This window comes from Actinoplanes sp. NPDC051470 (genome assembly GCF_040682035.1).
Classification (GTDB): domain Bacteria; phylum Actinomycetota; class Actinomycetes; order Mycobacteriales; family Micromonosporaceae; genus Actinoplanes.
Genome location: NZ_JBFBAA010000024.1, coordinates 24,213 through 46,832 on the forward strand (window position 1 = coordinate 24,213; position 22,620 = coordinate 46,832).

Sequence of the window (22,620 nt, forward strand, 5' to 3'; positions counted from 1 at the left end):
CTGGGCCACCACTACGGCTTGCGCCCTACGGCTTGCGGCCGACCGCGCCGTACTCGTCGGTCGGGCGCAGGTCTTCCGGCGGGGCGTCGGGCGACGGGCGCCAGGACGCGCACGGGACCAGGCCCGGCTCGAGCACCTCGAGGCCGGTCAGGAAGCGGGTCAGCTCGTCGGGGTGCCGCAGGTGGTACGAGAGCGGCGCGTTCGCGTTCCACACCCCGATGGCCTGCTCGAACGCCGGGCCGTCGATGACGTTGGTGCCGTCCGCGGTGACCAGGTAGCTGCCCGGGGGCAGGGCGGCCATCAGCGTGTGGGCGATCTCGTCGGCCCGGTCGAGGTCGGGGACGTGACCGAGGATGTTCATCAGGATCAGCGCGACCGGCTGGGACAGGTCGAGGGTGGTCTCGCCGGCCTTGGCGATGATGTCGGCCGGGTCGTGCAGGTCGGCGTCGAGGTACTCGGTGGCGCCCTCGTCGGTGCCGGTCAGCAGCGCCCGCGCGTGCACCAGGACCAGCGGGTCGTTGTCGACGTAGACGATCCGCGCGTCGGGCGCGACGGCCTGGGCCACCTGGTGGGTGTTCTCGGCCGTCGGCATGCCGGTGCCGATGTCGAGGAACTGGCGGATGCCCTGCTCGGCGGCGAGATGGGTGACCGCGCGCTTGAGGAACGCGCGCGACGACCGGGCGACCACCGCGATGTCCGGGTACAGCTGGGCGAACTGATCGCCGACCTGGCGGTCGACCTCGAAGTTGTCCTTGCCACCGAGCCAGTAGTTCCAGACCCGGGCGGAGTGCGGGATGGACGTGTCCAGCTTGTCGCTGACGTCGCGGTCGGTCATGACCCATGAGCGTACATGCTCCAAAAGGGATGGTGACGCACCGTGGCGCATTTCCACGACGTGGAACGTGATCCACGATTTTTCGGCGTCACGGGAAGCACTCTTTCCAATCACGACAAACGTTGACCGGCGTTCGGATCTCACCAAACATCAGACGCATCAGACCCACTCGACAAGAGGTGCTGATGAAACCGTCTGTCAGGGACATGATCTATTACGAGGTCAGCGACCACAGAATGGTGAGGGGCGAGGGTGTCTATCTCTACGACGACGCGGGCGAGGCCTATCTGGACTGTGCGTCGGCGACGTTCAACCTGAGCCTCGGCTATTCCCATCCGGCCGTCGTCGGCGCCGTTCAGAAACAGGCCGAGCTCGCCATTCATCTGACCTCGACCTTCCGCAGCGACCCGGTCGACGACCTGGTCGGCAAGCTGGTCGCCTGCTCCCCCGAGAGCCTGACCAGGGTGCATCTCAAGGTGGCGGGCGGCTCGGAGGCCAACGAGGGCGCCATCAAGATGGCCCAGGCGGCCACCGGGCGGCGCGAGGTCATCACGCTGTTCCGCAGCCATCTCGGCCAGACCATGATGATGACGTCGATGTCCGGGAACGCGTTTCGGAAGGCGCCGTTCCCGCTGCTCTATCCGGGCTCGGTGCAGGTTCCCGATCCGTACTGCTATCGCTGTTTCTATGGGCAGGACCGAAACACCTGCGGGCTGATGTGCGTGGACCGGCTCGACGATTTCCTGGAGTACGCGAGCGGTGGCCAGGTCGCCGCGATCGTGCTCGAGCCGATCTCCGGCAACGGCGGGAACATCGTTTCCCCGGACGGCTATCTGCCGGCGTTGCGACAGTTCTGCGACCGGCACGGTATCGCGCTGATCCTGGACGAGATCCAGACCGGGATCGGGCGTACCGGGAAAATGTTCGCAGCTCAGCACTTCGGGGTGGAACCGGACGCGATAACCGTCGGAAAAGGACTCGGCGGCAGCGGCGCCCAGGTGGCCGCGATCCTCACCGGCGAACGGCTGACCGGGCTGCCCGGGCACCACCACTCGTTCACCTACGGCGCCAACCTGCTGGCCGCGGCGGCCGCGAGCGTGACCCTGGACATCGTCGGCAAGCCGGAGTTCCTGGCCAACGTCACCGCCACCGGCGAGCGGATCATGGCCCGGCTGACCGACCTGCAGCGCCGCTTCCCGTGCATCGGGGACGTGCGCGGAGTGGGTCTGATGATCGGCGCCGAGATGATCAAGCCGGACCGGGAACCGGACGTGGCGCTGACCAACGAACTGGCCGCGCGCGCCATGGAACACGGGCTGATCCTGCGGACGTCCCGCTACGGGCACGGCAACGTGATCAAGATCCGGCCGCCGCTGATCCTCACCATGGCCCAGGCGGACGAGATCGGCGACCGCTTCGAGGCGCTGCTGCGTGCGGTGACCCGATGAGCGCTCACCTGCGTACCCTGCTCCTCGGCACCGCCCAGGCCGTGCGGACCGCCGTGCTGGACCACGCCCGGGCCGGCCTCCCCCGGCACGTGCAGGGCGACTCCCCCGGCGGCGACGCCCAGTTCGACATCGACGCCGTGGCCGAGGACGCGGTCTGGAAGCACCTGACCGAGCACGCACCCGAGCCGGTGGCCGTCTACACCGAGGACAACATCCTGCGGACGACCGGGCCCGACCCGCGGCACGTGCTGCTCATCGACCCGATCGACGGCACCCGGCCGGCGTCCGCGGGCCTGGAGATGGCCACCGTGTCGATCGCCGCGGCGCCCCTGACCGACGATCCGACCCTCGCCGACGTCTGCGCCGCCCACTTGCTCGAACTGCAGAGCGGGAAGCGGCTCTACGCCGACGACACGCTGGCGGCGCCGCTGGAGTGGCACGGCTACGACTGGACGCTGCCCCGGCTCAGCCGGACCACCTCGATCGACCGGATGTTCTGGTCGCTGGAGTTCAACGGCCACCCGATGCGGCTGATGACCGACGCGTACGCGCACCTGGTCGACGCCAGCGCCAACACCGGCGGCATCTTCCTGTTCAACAGCGCCACGTTCTCGATCAGCCGGATCATCACCGGCCAGCTCGACGCGTACGTCGACATCGGCAACCGGGTCCTGCGCGACCACCCGGCGACCGAGAGCGACTTCCGGCGGGTCGGGCGCGGCAACATCCTGCACCTCTTCCCCTACGACATCGCGGCCGCGGTCTACCTGGCCCGCCGCGCCGGGGTGGTGGTCACCGACGCGTACGGCGAGTCGCTCGGCCCCACGCCCCTGCTGGCCGTCGACCCGGAGGCGCAGCGCTCCTGCGTGGCCGCGTCGACACCGGAACTGCACCAGGCTCTGCTCGACACGATCCGCTGGTAATGGCACGCCTCGATCCGCTGGTAATGGCACGCCTTGATCCGCTGGTAATGGGAGGTCACACGATGAAAGCCCTGGTACTGGGCGTCGATCGGACGCTGGAGCTGGTCGACCGGCCGCGACCGGTCTGCGCGGCGCCGGACGACGTGGTGCTGCGCGTGGTGCAGGTCGGGATCTGCGGTACGGACCGCGGTGTGCTGCTCGGCAAGTTCCCGGCCGAGCCGGGCGTGGTGATGGGACACGAGGCGGTCGGCGAGGTCGTCGAGACGGGCAGTGGCGTCACCACGCTCAAGCCGGGCGACCGGGTGATCGTCAACCCGACGCTCTACTGCGGGCTGTGCGACCGGTGCCGCGACGGCGTGCTCAACTTCTGCGAGAACAAGACCGGCAACGAGATCGGGATCGACCGGGACGGAGCGTTCGCCGAGTTCATGCGGCTCGAGGAACGTTTCCTGCACCTGATCCCGGACGGCATGTCCTACGACCGGGCGGTGCTGGTCGAACCCCTGGCCTGCGTGCTCAACAACCTGCTCGCCGCGTCCGTCGGCGCCGGGGACCGGGTCGCGGTGCTCGGCGCCGGGCCGATCGGCACGGTCACCGCGCTGGCCGCGTCCGAGTTCGGCGCGTCCGTGCAGCTGGTCGAGAAGGACCCGTTCCGGCGCGACGCCGCGGTCACGTTCTTCGAGGACACGACCGTGACGGTGACCGAGACGCCCAGCCGGGCCGACGTGGTCGTGGACACCGTCGGGTCGCTGCTGCCGGAGGCCTGCGCGCTGGCCGCCGACCTGGGCCGGGTCGTGGTGATGGGCTTCGACGAGCGGGCCACGGCCGAGGTGCGCCCGCTCGAGCTGCTCCAGCGTGGTCTGCGGATCATCGGCGCCGGCGACTACAACAGCCAGGTCTTCGGGCGGGCCGTGCGGATGGCCCGGCACCTGCCGCTGGAACGGATCGTGTCGCACCATTTCGGGCTCGACCGGGTGGACGCGGCGCTGACCGCGCTGGGCATCGGCGGCGGGGCCGCATACGCGGGCCTGAAAGTGGTCATCGAGCCGGGCGGTGGTGCCGCGTGACCCGGCCGCTGCTCTACGGCGAATACCCCTACTACCGCGCGCTGCCGGAACGCTGGGACGCCAACCTCGGCGCCCTGGCCACGGCCGGGATCGACGTGGTGACCTGCTACCTCCCGTGGCGGTTCCACGAGATCGACGGCGACGGGTACGACTTCAGCGGCGCCACCGACGCCCAGCGCGACGTGCTCCGGCTGCTCCGGCTGATCGCCGCGCACGGCATGAGAGCCGTTCTCAAGCCCGGCCCGTTCGTGCACGGCGAGGTGCAGCTGGGCGGGCTGCCCGACCGGGTCAGCCCGACCGTCGACCCGGCCCTGCCGGCCGTGCTGGACGCCGACGGCAAGCCGGTGACCTCCCAGGCCCTGGCCCTGCCGAGCACGTTCGGCCCGGCGTACGCGGCGCAGGTCCGCCGGTGGTTGTCGGCCGTGGACGAGCAGGTGCTGACGCCACATCTGGCCCCGGCCGGCCCGGTGGTCGCGGTCCAGCTCGGCAACGAGGGCGTCTACAGCGACGCCAACCGGGCGGTCACCGCGCACGACTTCGCGGCGCCGGCGATCGCGGCGTTCATCAGCGCGCTGGCCCGGACCGACCCGGCGCTGGCCGAGGCGGCCCGCACGTCACCGCGGAACTGGCCGATGGCGGTGCGCGCGGCGTGGGCCCGGCACGGCGGCACGGTGCTGAGGGCGCAGTACGAGGAGCTCGCGGCCGCCCTGAAGCCGGCCACCCGGGAGATCGCCACGGTCAACCTGCCGCTGCCCGACCTGACCGTGGCCGGCAGCGCCGCCGGCTGGCTCCTGCGCACCGCCGACCTGGACGACATCGGCTTCCACGAGGGCTACACGAGTTGGGTGGGCAACGCGTCCCGGTCGGCCGACGCGTTCGCCGCGCACTGGTTCGGGGTCCGCGCCCGCCGGTCCAGCAACGTCGAGGACAACTGGGGCTTCACCTGGACCGACGAATCATTCGCCCGGCCCGGCACGGTGCTGTTCCACGCGCTGCTCGCCCTCGGGCTCGGGTCGTCCACGTGCAGCGTCTACACGTCCACGGCCACCACGCACTGGGGTCCGGAGATCGACCTGGACCCGGCCGGGCTGCGGTCGGAGGGGCTGGACCCGGCCGACTACGGGCCGCCGTACTGCCCCGGCGCCCCGTTGCACGAGAACGGGCGTACCGGAGCGAACCTGCACGCCCTGCACGCTCTGCGCGACCTGCTCCGGGCGCCGGAGGTCCCGCACGGCGCGCGGTTCTCGGCCGATCTCGCCCTGCTGGTGCCCGACGTGCTGGCCCGGGCGGCGGCGTGGACCGAGGCGGACGGCCCGGCCGACGCGGTGCTGCGGGCCGCGATCGACGCCTCGATCGCGCTGATGACCGACCACCAGTACCGGGTGGACGTGCTCACCGAACGCAGCGCCGCGCACGAGCGGGTCGGCGACGTCTGGCTGGTGCCGCTGGGCGCCCAGGATCCGGACGACGCGCTGCTCGCGCTGCTGCGCCGGCACCGGGACGGCGGTGGCTCGGTGATCCTGCTGGCCGAGCGGGCCCGCCCCGGCTGGTCCGAGATCGGCGACGTGCTGGTGCCGATCACCGTGGCCGCCGAGACGCTGCCCCGGCTGCTGCCGGCACCGCGCTACGCCCACCCGGCCAGCGACCCGGGCGTGGCGTTCGTCCACGAGGACCCGGCCGGCCATCCGGTGGGCCTGTTCGCCTTCAACCCCACCGAGAACGCCGTTCTGGTACGCCGGAAGCTCGGCGACCGCGTCGTCACCGCCGACCTCCCGGCCTTCGGCGCCGCCTACCTGCACGCCCCTTCGTTCGACGTGGCGGTCGCGACGTCCGACGTGGATCTGCCGTCCTTCCCGCCCGCCGGCCTCTCCCTGGAGCTCTCATGATCACCTTCGACACGCTGGTGCCGCGCGCCCTGGTCGACCGCGGCGACACGACGACCGTGCTGATCACCTCGTACGCCAAGGAGGGCAGCACGCTGACCGCCGGGGCCGCCTGGTCGCGGCTGGGCGGCTACTACACGCTGCTCGACCACGAGACGCACGACCCGATCCTGGTGCTGGAGACCTTCCGCCAGGCCGCGCTGCTGATCGCCCACGTCGTCGACGACGTGCCGCTGGCCACCATGCAGATCATGCGGTCGGTGGAGTTCACCGTGGACCCGGCCGGCCTGAAGGTCACCGCCGACCCGACCGAGCTGATCGTCGAGCTCACCACGGCCCGCCCCGCCTCCACGGCGTCGCACAGCATCATGCAGACGACGATCGGCATGTCCCTGTTCCGCGGCGGCGACCGCATCGCCACCGGCACCGGCCAGGCCATCGTGCCGCCCAACGAGACCTACCTGAAGGTACGCGGCCGCGACCCCGCCACGGTCGCCCTGTCCCGGGCCACGATGCCGCCCCCGGTCGACCCGCACACGGCCGGCCGCGCCCTCGCCCGCGACGTGGTGATCTCGCCGCACGGCGCCGGCTTCCGGCTGCGGGTGGACCCCGAGCACCCGAACTTCTTCGACAACCCGACCGACCACGCCCCCGGCATGCTGCTCACCGAGGCGATGCGCCAGGCCGTGATCGCCACGTCGGGCGACCCGTTCTACGCCCCGCTGTCGGTGTCCCTCCAGTTCTTCCGCTTCGTCGAGCTGGACTCGCCGGCCTCCGTCACGGTCGCCCGCCGCTCCGACGGCTTCCACACCGAGGTGCGCCAGTTCGAGAAGCTGGCCGCCCGCGCCCACTGGCCGTCGGCATGAGCCCGCCCGCCCCCCACACCCAGCCCGCCCCGCACACCCAGCCCGCCCCGCACACCCAGCCCGCCCAGGCCCTCCCGAATGCCCTGCTCGCCCTGTCGGCCCGCGAGGTGCTCGCCCGGCTCCGATCGGGCCGGCTCGACGGCGAGGAGGTCCGCGACGCCGCTCTCGCGCAGCTGGCGTCGGTGGACCCGGTGATCAACGCGGTGCCGCTGCGCGTGGCGTCGCCGCGGCCCGGCCTTCCCATCACGGTCAAGGACGTGCTCGACGTCGCCGGTTTGCCCACCACCCTCGGCTCGCTACTTTGCTCTGCGCACTCATACTCACCTCCTGGTCGTGCGCCTAGGGTCGCGAGCACCTCGGACCCGTTGGTGCGACGACTGGAAGCACAGGGCATGGCGGTGATCGGCAAGACCAACGTGCCCGAGCTCCTGTCCGGCCCGGAGACCACGAACGACCTTTTCGGACCGACCCGTAACCCCTGGAACACGGCCCTGAGCTGCGGCGCGTCCAGCGGCGGAGCAGCAGCCTCGGTCGCGTCCGGCACGTCCTGGCTGGCCCACGGCGAGGACACGGCCGGCTCGATCCGCATCCCGGCGGCGTTCTGCGGGGTGGTCGGGCTGCGGACCACGCCCGGCCTGGTGCCGGCGGCGGCCTTCCCGGAAGATCCGGTGCCGGGGTTCACCGTGCACGGACCGATCGCCCGGGACGTCGACGACGCCCTGCTCATGCTGCGGGCGATGGCGCCGTCGCAGCCGGCCGCGCCGCCGGTGAGCAGGATCGGTTACAGCGCCGACCTCGGCGGTCGCGTGCCGGTCGATCCGGCCATCGCGGACATCTGCGCCCACGTGGTGGCGGCGGCGCTCGGCGACCGGGTCGAGGCGGCTTCGCCCCAGGTCGACGGGTGGCACGAGGCCTGTGTGGACCTGCTCGCGCATCGGGCCGCGGTGCTGCACGGGCCGGCGGTCGACCGGTTCTCCGACCGGCTCGGGGCGGGCATCCGGGCCGAGGTGGAGGCGGGACGATCGCTGTCGCCGGCCCGGCTGGCCGCCGCGCGGGCCGTGCACGCCAAGGCCCAGCGCACGGATCTCGGCGTGCTGGTGACCCCGGCGTTCGGGGTGCTGCCCTGGCGGATGCCGCTCGACGACCTGGGCGCGGTCGCCGCCTCGTGGCCGCTCACCACCGTCGCCACCATGGCCGGTTGCCCGGCGCTGGTCGTGCCCTGCGGTGTCACGGCCGAGGGGCTGCCGGTCGGGCTCCAGCTGATCGGCCCGCCGGGCGGCGACGTCGCCCTGCTGGAGCTCGGGCGGGAGATCGAGCGGGTCCGGACCATGCCCGGCCTGCCCCGATCGCCGAACTGGAGGGTGTCATGAGACCAGGAGGTGAGTATGAGTGCGCAGAGCAAAGGGGGCGTGAGGGGGATGCTTCGGGCGCCGCTTTGCGGGTGGATGCGCCGGTTCGATACCCGATGAGTCGCGAGGAGCCGTTGCATCCGCCGGCGGTTTACGCCGCGTGGCGGGAGGCCGGGCCGGCCACCCGGATCGTGCTGCCCAGCGGGGCCGAGGCGTGGCTGGTCACACGGTACGACGACGTGCGGCGGCTGCTGAAGGAGCCGGGGCTCAGCTCGGACGCCACCCGGCCGGGTTATCCGCGGTTCGGGGCGGCCGTGGAGACGCCGCCGCTGAACCGGACGTTCATCGGGGTGGACGAGCCGGAGCACGGGCGGCTACGGCGGATGGTGGCGGCCGAGTTCACGGTGGCCGCGACCCGTCTCGCCGGGCCGATGCTGGAGGAGGTGGCCGCGGAATGCGCGGAGCGGTTCGCCGACGGGGCGGGACCCAAAGATCTTGTTTCCGGGTACGCCCTTCCGGTCGCGTCCGGCGTGATCTGCCGGGTGCTCGGGGTGCCCTACGAGTGCCACGACGAGTTCGAGCATCTGACCGAGGTGCTCACCGACGGCGAGCGGTCCGACGAGGACAAGCTGGCCGCCGGGCGCGGTATCACCGAGCTGCTCCGCGGCCTGGTCCGGCAGCGGGCCGCGGAGCCCCGGGACGATCTGATCAGCCGGCTGATGACCGGGCCGGTGGCGGCCGGCGAGCTGACCGAGCCGGAGGCCATCCACAACCTGGTGCTGCTGCTCGGCGCGGGGCACGACACCTCGGCCAGCATGCTCGCGCTGGGGGCGTACTCGCTGCTGACCGATCCTGGTCTCAGCCGCGACCCGGTGGCCTCCGACGAACTGCTGCGCTTCCACACGATCGTCCAGCTCGGCATCGCCCGGGTCGCCACCCGGGATCTGCGGGCGGGCGATCAGCTGATCCGGGCCGGCGAGGGCGTGGTCCTCAGCCTGCAGACGGCCAACCGGGACCCGGACCGGTTCCCGGACCCGGACCGGATCGACCCGGACCGGCCGAATGCCCGGCAGCATCTGGCGTTCGGGTTCGGGCCGCATCAGTGCATCGGGCATCTGCTGGCCCGGGCCACACTCGACGTCGCGCTTCCCCGGCTCTTCCATCGGCTGCCGGGATTGCGTCTCAGCGAGCATTCTCAGCGACTCCCCGTCACCGAATCCATGGACTTCCACGGCATTCGGCAACTGCACGTCACCTGGTGAGCACCACCGATTCGAAGCGGAGGAAACACAATGTCGGCGGACCGCAACAAGCAGATTATCCGCGAGTGCTACGAACAGTTCTTCACGCATCGTGACCTGAGCCGGCTGACCGAGGTCCTCGGGGAGGGCTTCGTGCAGCACAGCCCGGACGCGCCGTCCGGGCGACAGGCCTACCTGGACCATCTGGCCGAGGCCGCGTTCTACGGCGGCAGCTCGGACATCAAGCTGATCCTGGCCGACGGTGACCACGTGGCCGTGCACCACAACATGAAGTTGCCGGGCGAATCGGGCGAGGGGCTCGCGGTGGTCGACCTGTGGCGGCTGGAGAACGGCCGAATCGTTGAGCACTGGGATGTCGAGCAACCCGTTCCAGAAGGGTCCAGAGTACCCAATGGAATGTTCTGAAAATCCTGTTTCGAGGTGATGATCACTACATTACCGAAGGCTACACATTAGACACGGAATGGAGTTACGCTCACCGGCAACTTTCTGACAGACCTCGGGTTTGGAGATTTATCGGTTTCATCGTTCAGTCGACGGTTCGATTCTCTTCAACGGGGAGAAAAGCGTGACGATCGTGACTCCAGCCGCTGCCCGCACCGCCAATGATCGTGCCTTCCTCCTGCTCGACGCGCTGGCCGCGCTCGGACCGGGTCCGCACCGGTTGCGCGACGTCGCCACCCAGGCGGGATTGGAGCCGTCCACGGCACACCGGATCCTCCAGTCGGCCATCCGCGTCGGCACCGTGTCGAAAGCGGACCGCGGCCGGTACTCGCTCGTCGACCGCGCCGGTGACTCCTACACCGGCGCGGTCGAGCCGGCCCCACCGTCCGTGATGGCCCAGACCGGCACCGGGTCGATGCTGGCCCTGTCCCGCCGGACCCGGCTGCTGCTCGCCGCGCTGCAGCGGACCACCGGCCAGACCGTGCTGCTCTACGTGCCGCTGATGCTGGACACGCCGATGCGGTACTGCCTGGCGTACTTCGCGCCGAAGCACGACGAGTTGCTCGGCGACGCCGAACGCCAGCTCACCTCCGACATCCTGTTCTGCGCGCCGCTCTCGGTCGACGCGCCCGGCCGGGTCATGCTGGCCGGCCTGGTCGGCGACCGGATGGTGGCCGACCCGGAGATCGCGGCGATCCGCGCACACGGCTACGCGTTCGGCCCGTCCCCGGTGGCCGGCTGGCAGTCGGTGACCGTGCCGCTGCGCCGGTACGGCCACCTGGCCGGCGCCGTCTGCATCACCGCGCCCACCCGGTGGATCGACGCCCACCGCGACGAGACCCTGCGTGAGCTGCTGCGGATCAACGCCGAACTGGCCGAGAAGATCGACCCCACCTGAGGAGCATCGACATGCATGCCATCGTCCTCGGCGCCGGGCTGGCCGGACTGCTCGCCACGGCCGCGCTCACCCCTCGCTACGACGTCACGCTCATCGAACGTGACACCCTCCCCTCGGAACCCGACCATCGCCGCGGCCTGCCCCAGGGCCACCACGCCCACGTGCTGATGTCCAGCGGCGCCCGCATCGTCGACGACCTGCTCCCCGGCACGGTCGACGCGTGGATCGCGGCCGGGGCACATCGGCTCGGGCTGCCGCACGGCTATGTGATGCTGCTGCCGCAGGGCTGGCTGCCCCGGCGCCCGACCGGCGAGTACGTGATCTCGTGCAGCCGGGCCCTCCTCGACCACGTGCTCCGGCAGCGGGTCCTCGCCCGGCCGAACGTGCGGATCATGGACGGCACCACGGTCGACGGCCTGACCGGCGACGCGCGGCGGGTGTCGGGCGCACGTACCCAAGAAACGATCTTGAACGGCGATCTTGTCGTGGACGCGACCGGACGGGGGTCGCGGCTGACCCACTGGCTGGGCGAACTCGGCGTCCCGGAGGTGCCGCAGCAGGTGGTCGACTCGGGGCTGAGGTACGCGACGCGGCTGTTCCGGGCCCCGGCCGGCGACTTCCCGATCGTGAACATCCAGGCCGACCCCACGCTGGGCCGGCCCGGGCAGACCGCGGCGCTGATGCCGATCGAGGACGGGCGCTGGCTGGTCACGCTCTCCGGCACCCGAGGGGGCGAGCCACCGGCCGGCGAGGACGAGTTCGTGGCGTTCGCGCGGGCGATGCGGCACCCGATCGTCGGCGACCTGATCGCCGGCGCCGAGCCGCTCGGCCCGGTCCGGGTCACCAACACCACGGCCAACCGGCGGCGGCGCTACGACCGGGTGCGGGAGTGGCCGGCGGGGCTGGTCGCGCTGGGTGACGCGGTCGCCGCCTACAACCCGGTGTACGGCCACGGCATGTCGATCGCCGCCAAGCAGGCGTTGATCCTGCGCGACCGGGTGGACCAGGCCGCGATCACCGCCGCCGCGGCCGAGGGGTGGGGGCACGCCGCGGGGTCCGACGTGCGGTTTCCCGGCGTACGCGGGGCCGCGCCGGCCCGCACCGACCGCCTGGTCTGGCGTTACCAGCACCGCTTGTTCCGCACCGCGCTGGACCGGCCGGACGTGGCCGAGGAACTGGTCCGGGTGTTCAGCCTGAACGCCCCGGCGACCCGGCTGTTCCGCCCGCGCACGGTGCTGGCCACCGCCCGCGGGCCACGCTCGGCCCCGCCGGCCGAGCCGCCGTTCACCGACGCCGAACGCGCCGTGGCGGCCCTGCGATGATTCTTGCGAGGCAGGGCAGTTCTCGCACCCCCGATCGGCCGCCCGGTTCGGTCTTCCCGGCGCCGGCCGGACCTATCGGGGCTGACCGGCTCAGGGCCGGGCGGGAACTGCCGATACGGGTGATGTGAACATCGCCCTCCTGCGCCGCGCCGCGGCTGGATGCATAGTGATGCTGGCCGTCGCCATGGTCGGGCTGGTCGGCTTCTACCTGGCCCGGACGCAGGCCGAGGCGCGCGACCGGATCGTCGGCGAGTTCGACGCCCGGGCCCGGCTGGCCGCGTCGGTCACCGGGGACACCATCACCGCCAGTGACACCAAGACGCGCGGCTGGGCGACCACGACGTTCGCCGGGCCGGTCAGCGACCTCGGCCCCGTGCTCGACGTCCAGCGGGTGGGCGTCGCCTGGCTGGCCGTGCTGCGAGCGGACGGCGCGGTGCTGGGCGCCTCGCCGGCCTCGGCCGCGCCGACGGCGGCGACGTTGCCCGCCTCGCCCGGGTTCCGGCTGGCCATGACGACCGGGAAACTGGCGTACGGCGACGTCGCGATGGAGAACGGCACCCCGATGCTCTACGCGTTCCAGCCCTTCGCCACGCAGGGCGGGACGCGGGTGCTCGTGGTGCCGGCCGGCGCCGTCGAGGTCGCCGACGTGCTGCGCAGCGCGCTCAACGTGACGGCGACCCGGACCTACATCGTCGACAGCACCGGCCACGTGCTGGTCGCCTCGGACGGCACACCGGCGGGCCGGCCGGTCCCGGACGCCCGGCTGGCGACCGCCGCGGCACGGGTCGGCAGCGGCGTGACCGGCGGCGACTACTTCCAGACGCTGCCCGTCGCCGGAACGGCCTGGCGGTTGGTGATCGCGACGTCCCGGTCGGGCCTGCTGGCGCCGCTGCGGGCGACCAACCGGGCGGCCTGGCTGATCTTCGCCGGATTCGCCGGCGCGGTCACGCTGATCCTGCTGATCGGCGCGGCCACCCTGATCAGCTCGGCCCGGCTGGCCCACGCCCGGTTGCACGACACGCTGACCGGGTTGCCCAACCGGGCGCTGTTCCTGGAACAGGCCGAGGCCGCGATCGCGCAGAAGCGGCCGGTGGCGGCGCTGTTCCTCGACCTGGACGGGTTCAAGCCGGTCAACGACACGTACGGGCACGCGACCGGCGACCGCCTGCTGGCCGAGGTGGGCGGGCGCCTGATCGCGGCGACCCGGCCCGAGGACTTCGTCAGCCGCTTCGGCGGTGACGAGTTCCTGGTGCTGTGCCGCGGGCTGCACGACGACGCCGGGGCGTACGCGGTGGCCGACCGGATCCGCGACGACCTGACCCGGCCGTACGAGATCGACGGCCGCAGCGTGACCATCGGCGTCTCGATCGGCATCGCCGTCATGGACGCCGAGACGGACACCGCCGAAGGCCTCGTCGACCACGCCGATATCGCTCTCTACCAGGCCAAACGCTCGGGCCGCGGCCGCACCGAGCGCTACACGCCGGAGCTGGCGGGTACAAACAGCACGTGACCGGGGCGCATCGCGTGGTGGCGATCGGACCGGCCTGAGCCCGACCGACTACCAGCGACGGTTCGGCCCGCCCGGCCGGTGACGACCGGCATCTATGCTCGGCCGGTGCGGACACGCGATCAACTGGGTGATTTCCTGCGCCGGCGGCGGGAGCGGCTCAGCCCCGGCGACGTCGGCCTGCCCGACGGGGCCCGGCGCCGCACGCCCGGCCTGCGCCGGGACGAGGTGGCCGGGCTGGCGCACATGTCGACGGTCTACTACGAGCGGCTCGAGCAGGGCCGGGGGCCGCAGCCGTCGGTGACCGTGCTGGCCGGCATGGCCGAGGCGTTGCGCCTGACCGACGACGAGCGCGACCACCTCTACCTGCTGGCCGGGCAGGCGCCGCCCGCGCGCCCGGCCCCCGGGAAGCCCGACCCGGAGCTGGCCTACGTGCTGCACGAGATGGCCGGCACCACACCCGGGTTCATGTCCGGCGAGCTGGGCGGGCTGATCGCCCAGAACCGGCTGAACGTGCTGCTGTTCGGGGACATGGTGGGCGTCAACCTGGTCCGGCTGTGGTTCACCGACCCGGGGTGGCGGGACCGGCTCGACCCGCCGGAGCAGCAGGCCGACACCTCGCTGGCCTACGTCGCCGACTTGCGCTCGGCCGTGCAGCGGCGCGGCGCCGACCCGGAGGCGGCGGCGCTGGTCGAGGAGCTCCGGGCGGCGAGTACGGAGTTCGCCGAGCTGTGGGACCGGCACCCGGTGTCGGCGCTGCACTGCTCGGCCAAGGTGGTGCACGACCCGCGGGTCGGCCGGCTCGACCTGGAGTGCTCGGTGCTGACCAGCGCCTCCTCCCGGCAGCGGCTGCTGATGATGAAGGCGGCGGGCCAGGTCACCGAAGGGCGATTGGCGGCGCTGTCCACGTACAGCTGATGTGTGGTTGACCGTCCCGGCCGGCCCTACGGTCGGACCACATGCGAACAGTGATTCTGGTCCATGGCTTCTGGCACGGCACCTGGTGCTGGAGCCCCGTCACCGCCCGGCTGGCCGCCCGCGGCGTACCCTCCGTAGCGGTTGATCTCGAAGGGCACGGCCTGCGGGCGAAGCGGGCCGGGAACCCCGTCGACACGCTGATCGAGGACATCCGGCTGATCGGTGGCGGCGAGCCGTGCGTCGTGGTGGCGCACAGCATGGCCGGCGCGGTGGCCACGATCGCGGCCGAGCGGGAGCCGTCGCTCTTCGAGCACCTGATGTTCGTGGCCGCGTTCGCGCCGGTGACCGGGCCGGTGATCGACTACTTCATGAGCCCGGAGAACGCCGGCGAGATGGTGAACCGGCTGCTGAGCGGCGACCCGGCCGAGACCGGCGTGATGCGCGTGGCGGCCGATCCCGAGCAGATCCGGGAGACCTTCTACCACGACGTCGACCCGGACACCTCGGACGCGGCGATGGGGCTGCTCACCGCCGACGCCCCGGCCGCCATCACGGTGGCCGACCCGGGAGTGACCCGCGAGCGGTTCGGCGCGGTGCCGCACTCCTACGTGGTCTGTGCCAAGGACAACGCGGTGCCGGCGGCGTTGCAGCGCCGGTTCGTGCGGGACCTCGACGAGGTGTCGGCCGCGCCGACCACGGTGGTCGAGCTGGACGCGGCGCACTCGCCGTTCCTGTCCCACCCGGACGAGCTGACCGCCGCGATCGCGGGTGTCAGCTACCCGGATGGGCGTCGGTCATCACCACATTGGTGATGGTCTCGAACTCGAGGGGGCGCGGCCGGCCCGGCGGCAGCACCGGGCGCACCGCGTCGAACACGCGGCGTGCCGCCTCCTCGGTCCAGCCGGCCGGGTCGTCGGTGGCCCGGAGCAGCAGGCCGCCCGTACCCAGCTCGGTGATCTCGGCGAACGCGCCGGTCGCCCGCAGCGCGCCGGCGCCGCCCAGGGCCTTGGCCAGGTCGGACGGGCACACCGTGACCCACTCGTAGCCGCGCAGGAACCGGCGGCCCGCCTCGAGCGAGTCTTCCCCGATGCGGCGCAGCACCCGGTCCAGCGCGGTCTGCGGGCTCTGCGGCTCGCGGTCGACCAGGATCTCGCCGTAGATCGGGTCGGCCTGCGCGCCGGTCGCCTGCAGCACCCCGATCATCGCGGTGCAGACCGCGGGCAGCGCCGCCGGACCGGTCAGGCCGGCGAGCAGGTCGAGCCAGAGGAAACCGCCACCGGTACGGAAGACCCGGACGTCGACGTGTTCGACCGGGCCGTGCGGCCGGGCGTCGCCGTAACTCCAGATCGTCTGCAGCTGATCGAGATCGGGCACCAGGTGGTCGGCCCAGACCGCGCCACCGATCGGGCCGCCGCTGCCGTCCGCGGCCCGGACGAAGCCGGTCACCTCACGCTTGACCGCGGGGGCGGCCGGCGGCTGGACCATCGGCAGCAGCGCCGCCTCGGCCGCGTCGTGCCAGGGGCTCAGAGCCGGCAGGTCGGCCGCCTCCAGATAGAGCACGGCCCGCACGAAGGGCTCCATCCGATCCTCCCGGTGATCGTGTCCGACCCGCAAACGGTACCGGCCGCGGGCCGGGCGGGATGCCCGGCCCACGGCCGTCGCGGGTGTTACGCCGGAGCGCCGGTGATGCCGCTCCAGAGGATGCCGATCACGATCGCGACCCCGGTGGCGACGGCCACCGCCCCATGGCCGACGTCACTCGCCGACGGCGGATCGAAGTGGAACGGCAGATCGCCGCTCTCCGAGTAGGCCGGGGACACCGACCCGCCGTTCGGGCCGGGCACCAGCCTCGGGATCCCCTCGGTGCCGGGCGCCGGGCCGGGTGACACGTTCGGCACCCGGTTGGTGTTCGGGTTCTCCTTGGGCTGGGTCGCCGGGACCGGGATCGGGTACGGGCGGTACGGCTGCTTCGGATCCGACTTGTCCTTGCTCGGCCCGTAGAAGATCAGCCCCGGGAACTTGCCCGGCTCCATCCAGATGTCCAGCCGCTTGCCGTCCGGGGTCGGGATGCCCTTCATGCTGGGAATCGCCGGACCGGCCTTGACCGTGATGCCCTTGCCCTTCAGCTCGGCCTGGAGCTCCCGGATGTATCGCTCGATCTGAGGCTTGCCCTCCGCCTTGCCGGCCGCGTTGCCCGGCTTCACCTCCCAGATGTAGACGGTGTCCTCGCCCCACATGATGATGTCGGCCTTGCCGGAACGGCCGTCGCCGCTTTTGTGCGCTCGCGGGATGGTGTTCCGCTTGGCGCCGCCCGGCCCGAGGTCGGCGGTGACGTCCCGGTGCAGCCCGAACCGGAACAGGATGGCCCACCAGGAGATCAGCACCGTGAGGTTGTGCCAGCTGGACTGGTTGCCGCCACGGTTGCCGCCGCCGTCCGGGTCGCGCGCCGGCATCCGGCCGTCCGGGTCGGCCAGCGTGACCGGGTTGTGGTCGGAGTAGCCGTACCCCTGCATCTGTTGCGGCTGGGACGGGCTGGTGACCGGGTCGACCGAGAGGAACCGGCCGAGCCCGGGATCGTACGGCCGGGCGCCCAGCTGGGTCAGGCCGGTGGTCGGATCCTGGATGCCGCCGACGAACCCGCGCTGGTTCGGCCACACCGACGGCGCCGAGCGCTCTTCACCGAACGCGGTGGTCCGCCGGCGTGTGATCGCGCCGTTGACCGCGTCGATCGCGACCATCGCGGTGTTCTGGTGGTCGCCGCCGAGGAACTGCACGCCGGTCTTCGTCCGCATGGCGACCTGCTTGTCGCCGAACGTGTAGTACCGGGTGGCGTCGACGGCCTTGGTGGTCGTGTTCAGCCGCAGCTCGGTGCCGGGCAGGTAGAGCGTGACCGCCCCGGGCTCGCGCCGGAGCCAGCGGTTGCCGTCCGGCCCGTACACGTAGCTGGTGCTCTGCGTGCCCTCGCGGACCACGCTGATCCGGTTCTCCTCGTCCCAGTCCAGCGTCTGCGCCTTGCCGGGCAGGTTCCGGGCGGTCGTGTTGCCGGCCTCGTCGTAGCCGAACGCCGAGGTCTTCGTGCCGGACGCCGTGGTCTCGATGACCGAGCTGACCGCGTGCGGCTGCGGCTTCTCGTACTTGTACTCCTTGCTGACGTCCGTCCCGCCGTTGACGCCGTGGCGCACCTCGGTCTTGCGGTTGCCGGCCAGGTCATAGGTGTACGAGTGGTGGTACGGCGCCGCGCCGCCCACCCCGGTCGTGTCCGCCCCACCGGCGCACGGGTCGGCCGCCGTGCTGGCGCTGGTCCACGCCTCGGTCAGCCGGCGCAGCCCGTCGTTGGTGAAGCACTGCACGTCCCGGGTGCCACCGGCCGGGGTGTCGGCGATCCGCTTGACGTTGCCGGCCGCGTCGTAGGTGTAGTTGGCGTCCAGGTCGACGACCGGCGCCATCTCCCGGTCGACCCGGGCCTTGGTCAGCCGGTCGGTGCCCTCCTCGTAGTTCCAGGTGAACCAGGCCTGCTTGCCGCCGGTGTTCAGCTCGATCTGCATGAGCGAGCCGGTGTGCGTGTACCGGGTCTCGGTCCCGGTCACGTACGGCGTGTCGCCGGTCATCCCGATCGGCCGGTCGAACGCGTCGTACGTCCAGGTGACGCCCTCGGCCTCGAGCCCGCCGGCCTTCGGGTAACCGACCGCCTGCGGGGTGCCGTCCCGGTTGAACGTGGTGCCGTACTCGTAGGTGCCGTTCAGCTCGGGGTTCGGGTCGTTCTTGACGATGTACCGGGTCTTCGCGGGGCGGTAGAACGCGTCCCGCTCGAAGTAGGCGACGCCGTACTCGGCCGTCCCCTCGAACCGCCGGGTGAAGTCGATCTGGTTCTTCAGGGCCCGGTCGAACACCCACTCGCTGATCTTGGTGCGGTTGGCGCCCTCACCCCGGTAGGTGGCCGTCTTCCGGCCGATGTCGTCCCAGTCGTGGCTGAGCACGGCGCCGTCGGCGGTGGTCTGGGTGAGCACCTGGTCGAGGTCGTCGTACGTGGTCTTCACGGTGCCCGCGTCCGGTGACGTGGCCTCCTTGAGCCGGCCGCGCTGGTCGTACACGTTGCGCCAGACGTTCTGCGCCGCGTCGGTGTAGGTGGCCACCTGACCACCCGGCGTGTACGTGTACTTCACCGTCTCGTGGTCGCCGGTCGGCCCGGCGCCCTTGTACTGCCACAGCTCGGCGACCGTGTTCCGGGCGTTCATGATCGTCGTGGTCGGCGTGCCGCCCTCCGGCGGGTCGACGTGCACCCGGTCGCCGCCGTAGGTGGTGACCGTCCGCCACTTGTCGTTGCCCGAGACGGCCTGGATCTCCACCTTGGGCCGGTCGGCGCCGTCGTACTCGGTGCGCTTCTGCCCGGACACCGAGCCGTCGTTCACCTCGATGATCCGGTCGCCCGGGGCGCCGGCGGCCAGATACTCGTCGTTGACCTTGGCGACCTTGCCGGTGGCCGTGTAGAACGTGTCGGCGACCAGGCGGCCGCCCGGTCCCGGCCGCTGGCTCTGCCGGATCCGGCCGAACCCGTCGTACAGCTCGAAGGTGGCCACATAACTGCCGTCCACATCGATCTTCTCGGTGCGGGTGACCAGTGGCAGATCCTTGCGCTGGTAATAGGTGTGCTTGACGCTGGGCGTCTGCTTGGCCGCCTTGGAGCGGTCGGCCAGCCACACGTCGGTGACCCGGCCCAGCGGGTCGTAGTCGGCCTCGTCCCGCCGGCCGTTGGCGTCGACGTGTGCGGTCTCGGCGCCCCAGGCCGGCGCGTACTCGACGGTCTTGTCCCAGAGCAGCGGGTTGGTCTCGACCATCTTGACGAGCAGGCCGTCGGCGTTGTGCGTGTAGGCCTTCTTGGTCAGCCGGCCGAGCCCGTTCTTGGACCACTCCTCGCGGCCCCAGGCGTCCGGGTCACTCTCGGAGACCGTCTTGTACGTCGCCGTGGTGCCGTTGTGCGACGCGAGCCGGTCGACCTTGGTGACGTAGCCCTGCTCCGGGGCCACGCCGAAGCCCTTGGTGTCGTAGTAGGTGCGCTTGTCGTCGATGACCTGCTTGCTGCGGTCGACCGGCTGGCCGCACTTCACGGCCACCGTCTCGACCCGGGCCACCCGGGCCAGCACGCCGGTGGTGGTGTTGGTGACGTACGACGTGGTGGTGCACTGGTCGTCGGCCGCGGTGCCGATGTCGCCCAGGTCGTCCACCTCGGTGGCCACGCCGTACTTCTTGTCGTACGTGGTGATCTGCTTGGTCTCGCGCCACCCGCCGCTGTCCAGCGCGACCTGCTTGCGCACCGTCTCCGGCCGGACGATGGTCGACCGCCGCGAACCCCACGTCTCGGTCTGGGTGTGGGTGATCTGCCGCCACGGCGTGGTGGCCGAGCGTTCCACCACCTTCGACCCGTCGTACGTGACCGAGCTGGCCTCCAGGCCCATGAATTCCCGGACGTCGGTGGTCTTCTGGCCGAGCTCGTCGGTCAGCGTGCCGTCCATGCCACGGAAGAACTTCTTGTCCTCCCGGGTGGTCATCCGCTGGCCGTCACCCTTGCGGACGCGCACGTCCTCGTAGCCGCGCCAGTCGCTCCAGGTGACGTACTTGGCGTCGGTGATGCCGTCCGGCTCGGGCTTGCGCCAGCCGGCGTCGCCGATGTACTCGTAGCTGGTCACCATGTCGAACGACTTGGCGGTGCGGTCGGTCTCGATGGTGCGTTCCACCACGTACTTGTGGAACCAGTCGGTGATCGGCTCCTTGACCGAGTCCGACGGCGACCACTTCACCGGGAAGCAGCGCTTGGTGCTCTCCCCCGGCTTGGGCAGGCTGCCCGACGCGCAGTTGACCGGCGCGTAGTTGATGTCGAGCTGGCCGCCGGTGTCGGTGTAGACGGCCGCCAGCCGGAAGCGGATCAGCGGCGAGATGTGGTCGCCGGGCTTGTCCACCCGGTTGGGCAGCTGAATGCCGTAGAGATCGACCGACGGCAGCGAGGCGCTGCCACCGACCAGGCCCTTGTGGGTGATGCCGTTGAGCCAGAGGGTACGGCTGCCGTCCGCGTTGTCGACGAACAGATGCTTGAGCGCCCACGAGTCGACCGGCGTCCAGTCGCCGCCGGACCGGATCTCGGTGCGGATCTCGGTCAGCCGCTTACGCGTCCAGAAGGTCGGCGCGCTCTGCTGGATCGTGCACTTCTTGTCGGCCGCGCAGTTGCGGTCGTACGGGACGTCCGGCCAGTTCCGCGCGGTCGACTTCTTCAGGTCGCCCTCGCCGCACTTCACGGTCGCGGTGGGCAGGCAGCGCTCGGCCGTGCCGAAGACCACCCGGGCCGGCGCGTCGGTGCTGTAGACCTGGCCGTCCCGCTGGCCGTAGTCGATGTGCTGGAGGTAGCCGCCGCGGTCGTACTTCGTACCCTTGACCTTGCTCTTGCCCCGCAGCGCGTAGTGGTTCTCCTCCGGCTTGTAGAAGAACGAGACCACGTTGCCGAAGGTGTCCTTGACGTAGTCGAGGTTCCACCGCCAGCCCTGCTGGCACCAGCCCTTCTCGAAGGTCGAGGCGTGGCACGGCTCCTTGTCGTCGTCGCCGAAGACCGGAACGGTCCACACCGACTTCGTCTCGGTCCTGCCGGCCGACCAGCCGGGCAGCTTGTTCAGGCCGAAGAAGTACTGCTTGCCGTCCGGCGTGGTGACCTTCCAGTGCTCACCGTTGTCGTCGTCGTTCTTCCCGTCCTCGGCCAGCCGCTTGATCGTGGTGCCGTCGTCGCTGGCCAGCTTCCAGTTGTTCTCGTCGACCATGACCAGCTCGCTGGACGAGCCGCCGAGCATCATCGTCGCGTTGTACCGGGCCCAGCACTGGTCGGCGACCTTCTTGTGGCCGTCGTCCCGGCACGGCCGGTACCGCCGCTCGATGAAGCCCGGCTCGTAGGTGAAGCCCTCACCGATCCAGGAGCCCTGGTTGTTGGTGGCCGAGGTCTCCCCGTCCACCGTCTGCGACGAGTAGGAGAGGGTGACCTCCGGGGCGAGACCGCCCGGCACCGGCGGCACCCGCGTCGGGTACGACCAGTTCAGCCCGCCCGCCGACTCGTTCACCGACCAGGTCGACGACGGCGGCAGCTTGGTCGCGGCGAAGCTGCCCTGGGCCGACTCAGCCCCACCGGCCAGCCCGAACACCGCACCGCCGGAGGCGGCCGCGGCCGAGGCGGACCGGCGCGCGGCGGCCGGCGGCGCGGCCGGCACCTCGAAGGTCGCGGTGGCGGTGCGATCGGTGGCGTCGACGTCGGTCTCGACGTCCTCCGGCTCCACGCAGGCCTCGTCGTCCGGGGTGTCCGCGACACACGAGGGCAGCTCGACCACGCGCAGCCGGGAGCCGAAGTCGGCGCCGTACGCGTTGCCGAAGTCGGCGAAGCCGACCTTGAGCCGCGCCGAGACCGCGCCGGTCCCGCCGTCGGACCGGCTCAGCCGCAGCAACGGGCCGTCCACGCCGGCCCGCTCGGAGAGATCCGGGTCGAGCACCTCGACCCGGACCTTCGCGTCGGCCGCGGCGGCCTTCTTCAAGCCCGCCGGCGGAGGCTCGGGCGCGACGACCAGACCGCCGATCGTCACCCCGTCGGAGTCGGACAGATCGACCTCACCGGTCGCCGCGTCCGGCCAGGTGGCCGTCGGCGGCTCGGTGACCTCGGCCTCCGCCGCCGGGTCCTCCTCCCGGTCCTTCACCGGCACGACCGTGCCCTCGGCCGGCGGCTTCAGCTCGGGCAGGCCGGGGCCGGAATCCTCCGCCGCGAAGGCCGCCCTCGGCACCAACAGGATGGTGGCGACCAGCGCCAGGACAAGCACGAACGGCCATAGCCGAGCGCGCACCACTACCGAGACCATGACGACTCCCCAGGTCGA

16 protein-coding genes are annotated in these 22,620 nt (G+C 71.6%); 13 read left to right on the forward strand and 3 right to left on the reverse strand.

The genetic code is table 11. The annotated features are described in order from the left end of the window. Positions 1–25: 25 nt before the first annotated feature. The gene (locus tag AB0M54_RS33355; RefSeq protein ID WP_364328743.1) at positions 26–835 is read right to left on the reverse strand and encodes an SAM-dependent methyltransferase; all 810 of its coding nucleotides are present in this window, start codon (positions 833–835) and stop codon (positions 26–28) included. A 206-nt stretch (positions 836–1,041) separates the two neighbouring features. On the opposite strand from AB0M54_RS33355, the gene AB0M54_RS33360 reads away from it, so the two are divergent. From AB0M54_RS33360 to AB0M54_RS33420, 13 genes are all read left to right on the forward strand, one after another. Next, positions 1,042–2,283: an aspartate aminotransferase family protein gene (locus AB0M54_RS33360; protein ID WP_364328746.1), complete on the forward strand. Its 1,242-nt coding sequence runs from the start codon at positions 1,042–1,044 to the stop codon at positions 2,281–2,283. Continuing rightward, positions 2,280–3,206 carry an inositol monophosphatase family protein gene (locus tag AB0M54_RS33365; protein WP_364475704.1) on the forward strand — a complete coding sequence of 309 codons (927 nt, stop codon included), beginning with the start codon at positions 2,280–2,282 and terminating at the stop codon, positions 3,204–3,206. Before AB0M54_RS33360 ends, AB0M54_RS33365 begins: the two co-directional genes overlap by 4 nt. 62 nt (positions 3,207–3,268) lie before the next feature. Continuing rightward, entirely contained in the window at positions 3,269–4,273 is a 1,005-nt protein-coding gene (locus AB0M54_RS33370; protein WP_364328752.1) for an alcohol dehydrogenase catalytic domain-containing protein, read from the forward strand. After that, positions 4,270–6,159 carry a beta-galactosidase gene (locus tag AB0M54_RS33375; protein ID WP_364475706.1) on the forward strand — a complete coding sequence of 630 codons (1,890 nt, stop codon included), beginning with the start codon at positions 4,270–4,272 and terminating at the stop codon, positions 6,157–6,159. Before AB0M54_RS33370 ends, AB0M54_RS33375 begins: the two co-directional genes overlap by 4 nt. After that, on the forward strand, positions 6,156–7,022 hold the full coding sequence (locus tag AB0M54_RS33380) for a ScbA/BarX family gamma-butyrolactone biosynthesis protein (RefSeq protein ID WP_364328758.1): 867 nt from the start codon (positions 6,156–6,158) through the stop codon (positions 7,020–7,022). Before AB0M54_RS33375 ends, AB0M54_RS33380 begins: the two co-directional genes overlap by 4 nt. Further along, positions 7,019–8,392, forward strand: a complete 1,374-nt coding sequence (locus tag AB0M54_RS33385; RefSeq protein WP_364475708.1) for an amidase — start codon at positions 7,019–7,021, stop codon at positions 8,390–8,392. Before AB0M54_RS33380 ends, AB0M54_RS33385 begins: the two co-directional genes overlap by 4 nt. A 95-nt stretch (positions 8,393–8,487) precedes the next feature. Then, complete coding sequence (locus AB0M54_RS33390) at positions 8,488–9,633, forward strand: cytochrome P450 (protein WP_364328764.1); 1,146 nt, start codon at positions 8,488–8,490, stop codon at positions 9,631–9,633. A 30-nt stretch (positions 9,634–9,663) separates the two neighbouring features. After that, a complete protein-coding gene (locus tag AB0M54_RS33395; RefSeq protein WP_364475710.1) occupies positions 9,664–10,038 on the forward strand; it encodes a nuclear transport factor 2 family protein in 375 nt (124 codons plus the stop codon). A gap of 163 nt (positions 10,039–10,201) precedes the next feature. Continuing rightward, positions 10,202–10,975, forward strand: coding sequence for a helix-turn-helix domain-containing protein (locus AB0M54_RS33400; RefSeq protein ID WP_364328770.1), 774 nt, complete (start codon positions 10,202–10,204; stop codon positions 10,973–10,975). Between the two features lie 11 nt (positions 10,976–10,986). Next, entirely contained in the window at positions 10,987–12,297 is a 1,311-nt protein-coding gene (locus tag AB0M54_RS33405) for an enterotoxin (RefSeq protein ID WP_364328773.1), read from the forward strand. Positions 12,298–12,421: 124 nt separating this feature from the next. Continuing rightward, positions 12,422–13,810, forward strand: a complete 1,389-nt coding sequence (locus tag AB0M54_RS33410) for a GGDEF domain-containing protein (protein ID WP_364328776.1) — start codon at positions 12,422–12,424, stop codon at positions 13,808–13,810. Between the two features lie 105 nt (positions 13,811–13,915). Next, positions 13,916–14,725, forward strand: coding sequence for a helix-turn-helix transcriptional regulator (locus AB0M54_RS33415; RefSeq protein WP_364328779.1), 810 nt, complete (start codon positions 13,916–13,918; stop codon positions 14,723–14,725). A gap of 41 nt (positions 14,726–14,766) precedes the next feature. Continuing rightward, positions 14,767–15,537, forward strand: a complete 771-nt coding sequence (locus AB0M54_RS33420) for an alpha/beta hydrolase (RefSeq protein ID WP_364328782.1) — start codon at positions 14,767–14,769, stop codon at positions 15,535–15,537. Here AB0M54_RS33420 and AB0M54_RS33425 read toward each other — a convergent pair. Beyond that, positions 15,497–16,306 carry a hypothetical protein gene (locus AB0M54_RS33425; RefSeq protein WP_364475712.1) on the reverse strand — a complete coding sequence of 270 codons (810 nt, stop codon included), beginning with the start codon at positions 16,304–16,306 and terminating at the stop codon, positions 15,497–15,499. The genes AB0M54_RS33420 and AB0M54_RS33425 overlap by 41 nt on opposite strands. Before the next feature lie 86 nt (positions 16,307–16,392). Continuing rightward, positions 16,393–22,602: an RHS repeat-associated core domain-containing protein gene (locus tag AB0M54_RS33430; RefSeq protein WP_364475714.1), complete on the reverse strand. Its 6,210-nt coding sequence runs from the start codon at positions 22,600–22,602 to the stop codon at positions 16,393–16,395. Between the last annotated feature and the right edge of the window lie 18 nt (positions 22,603–22,620).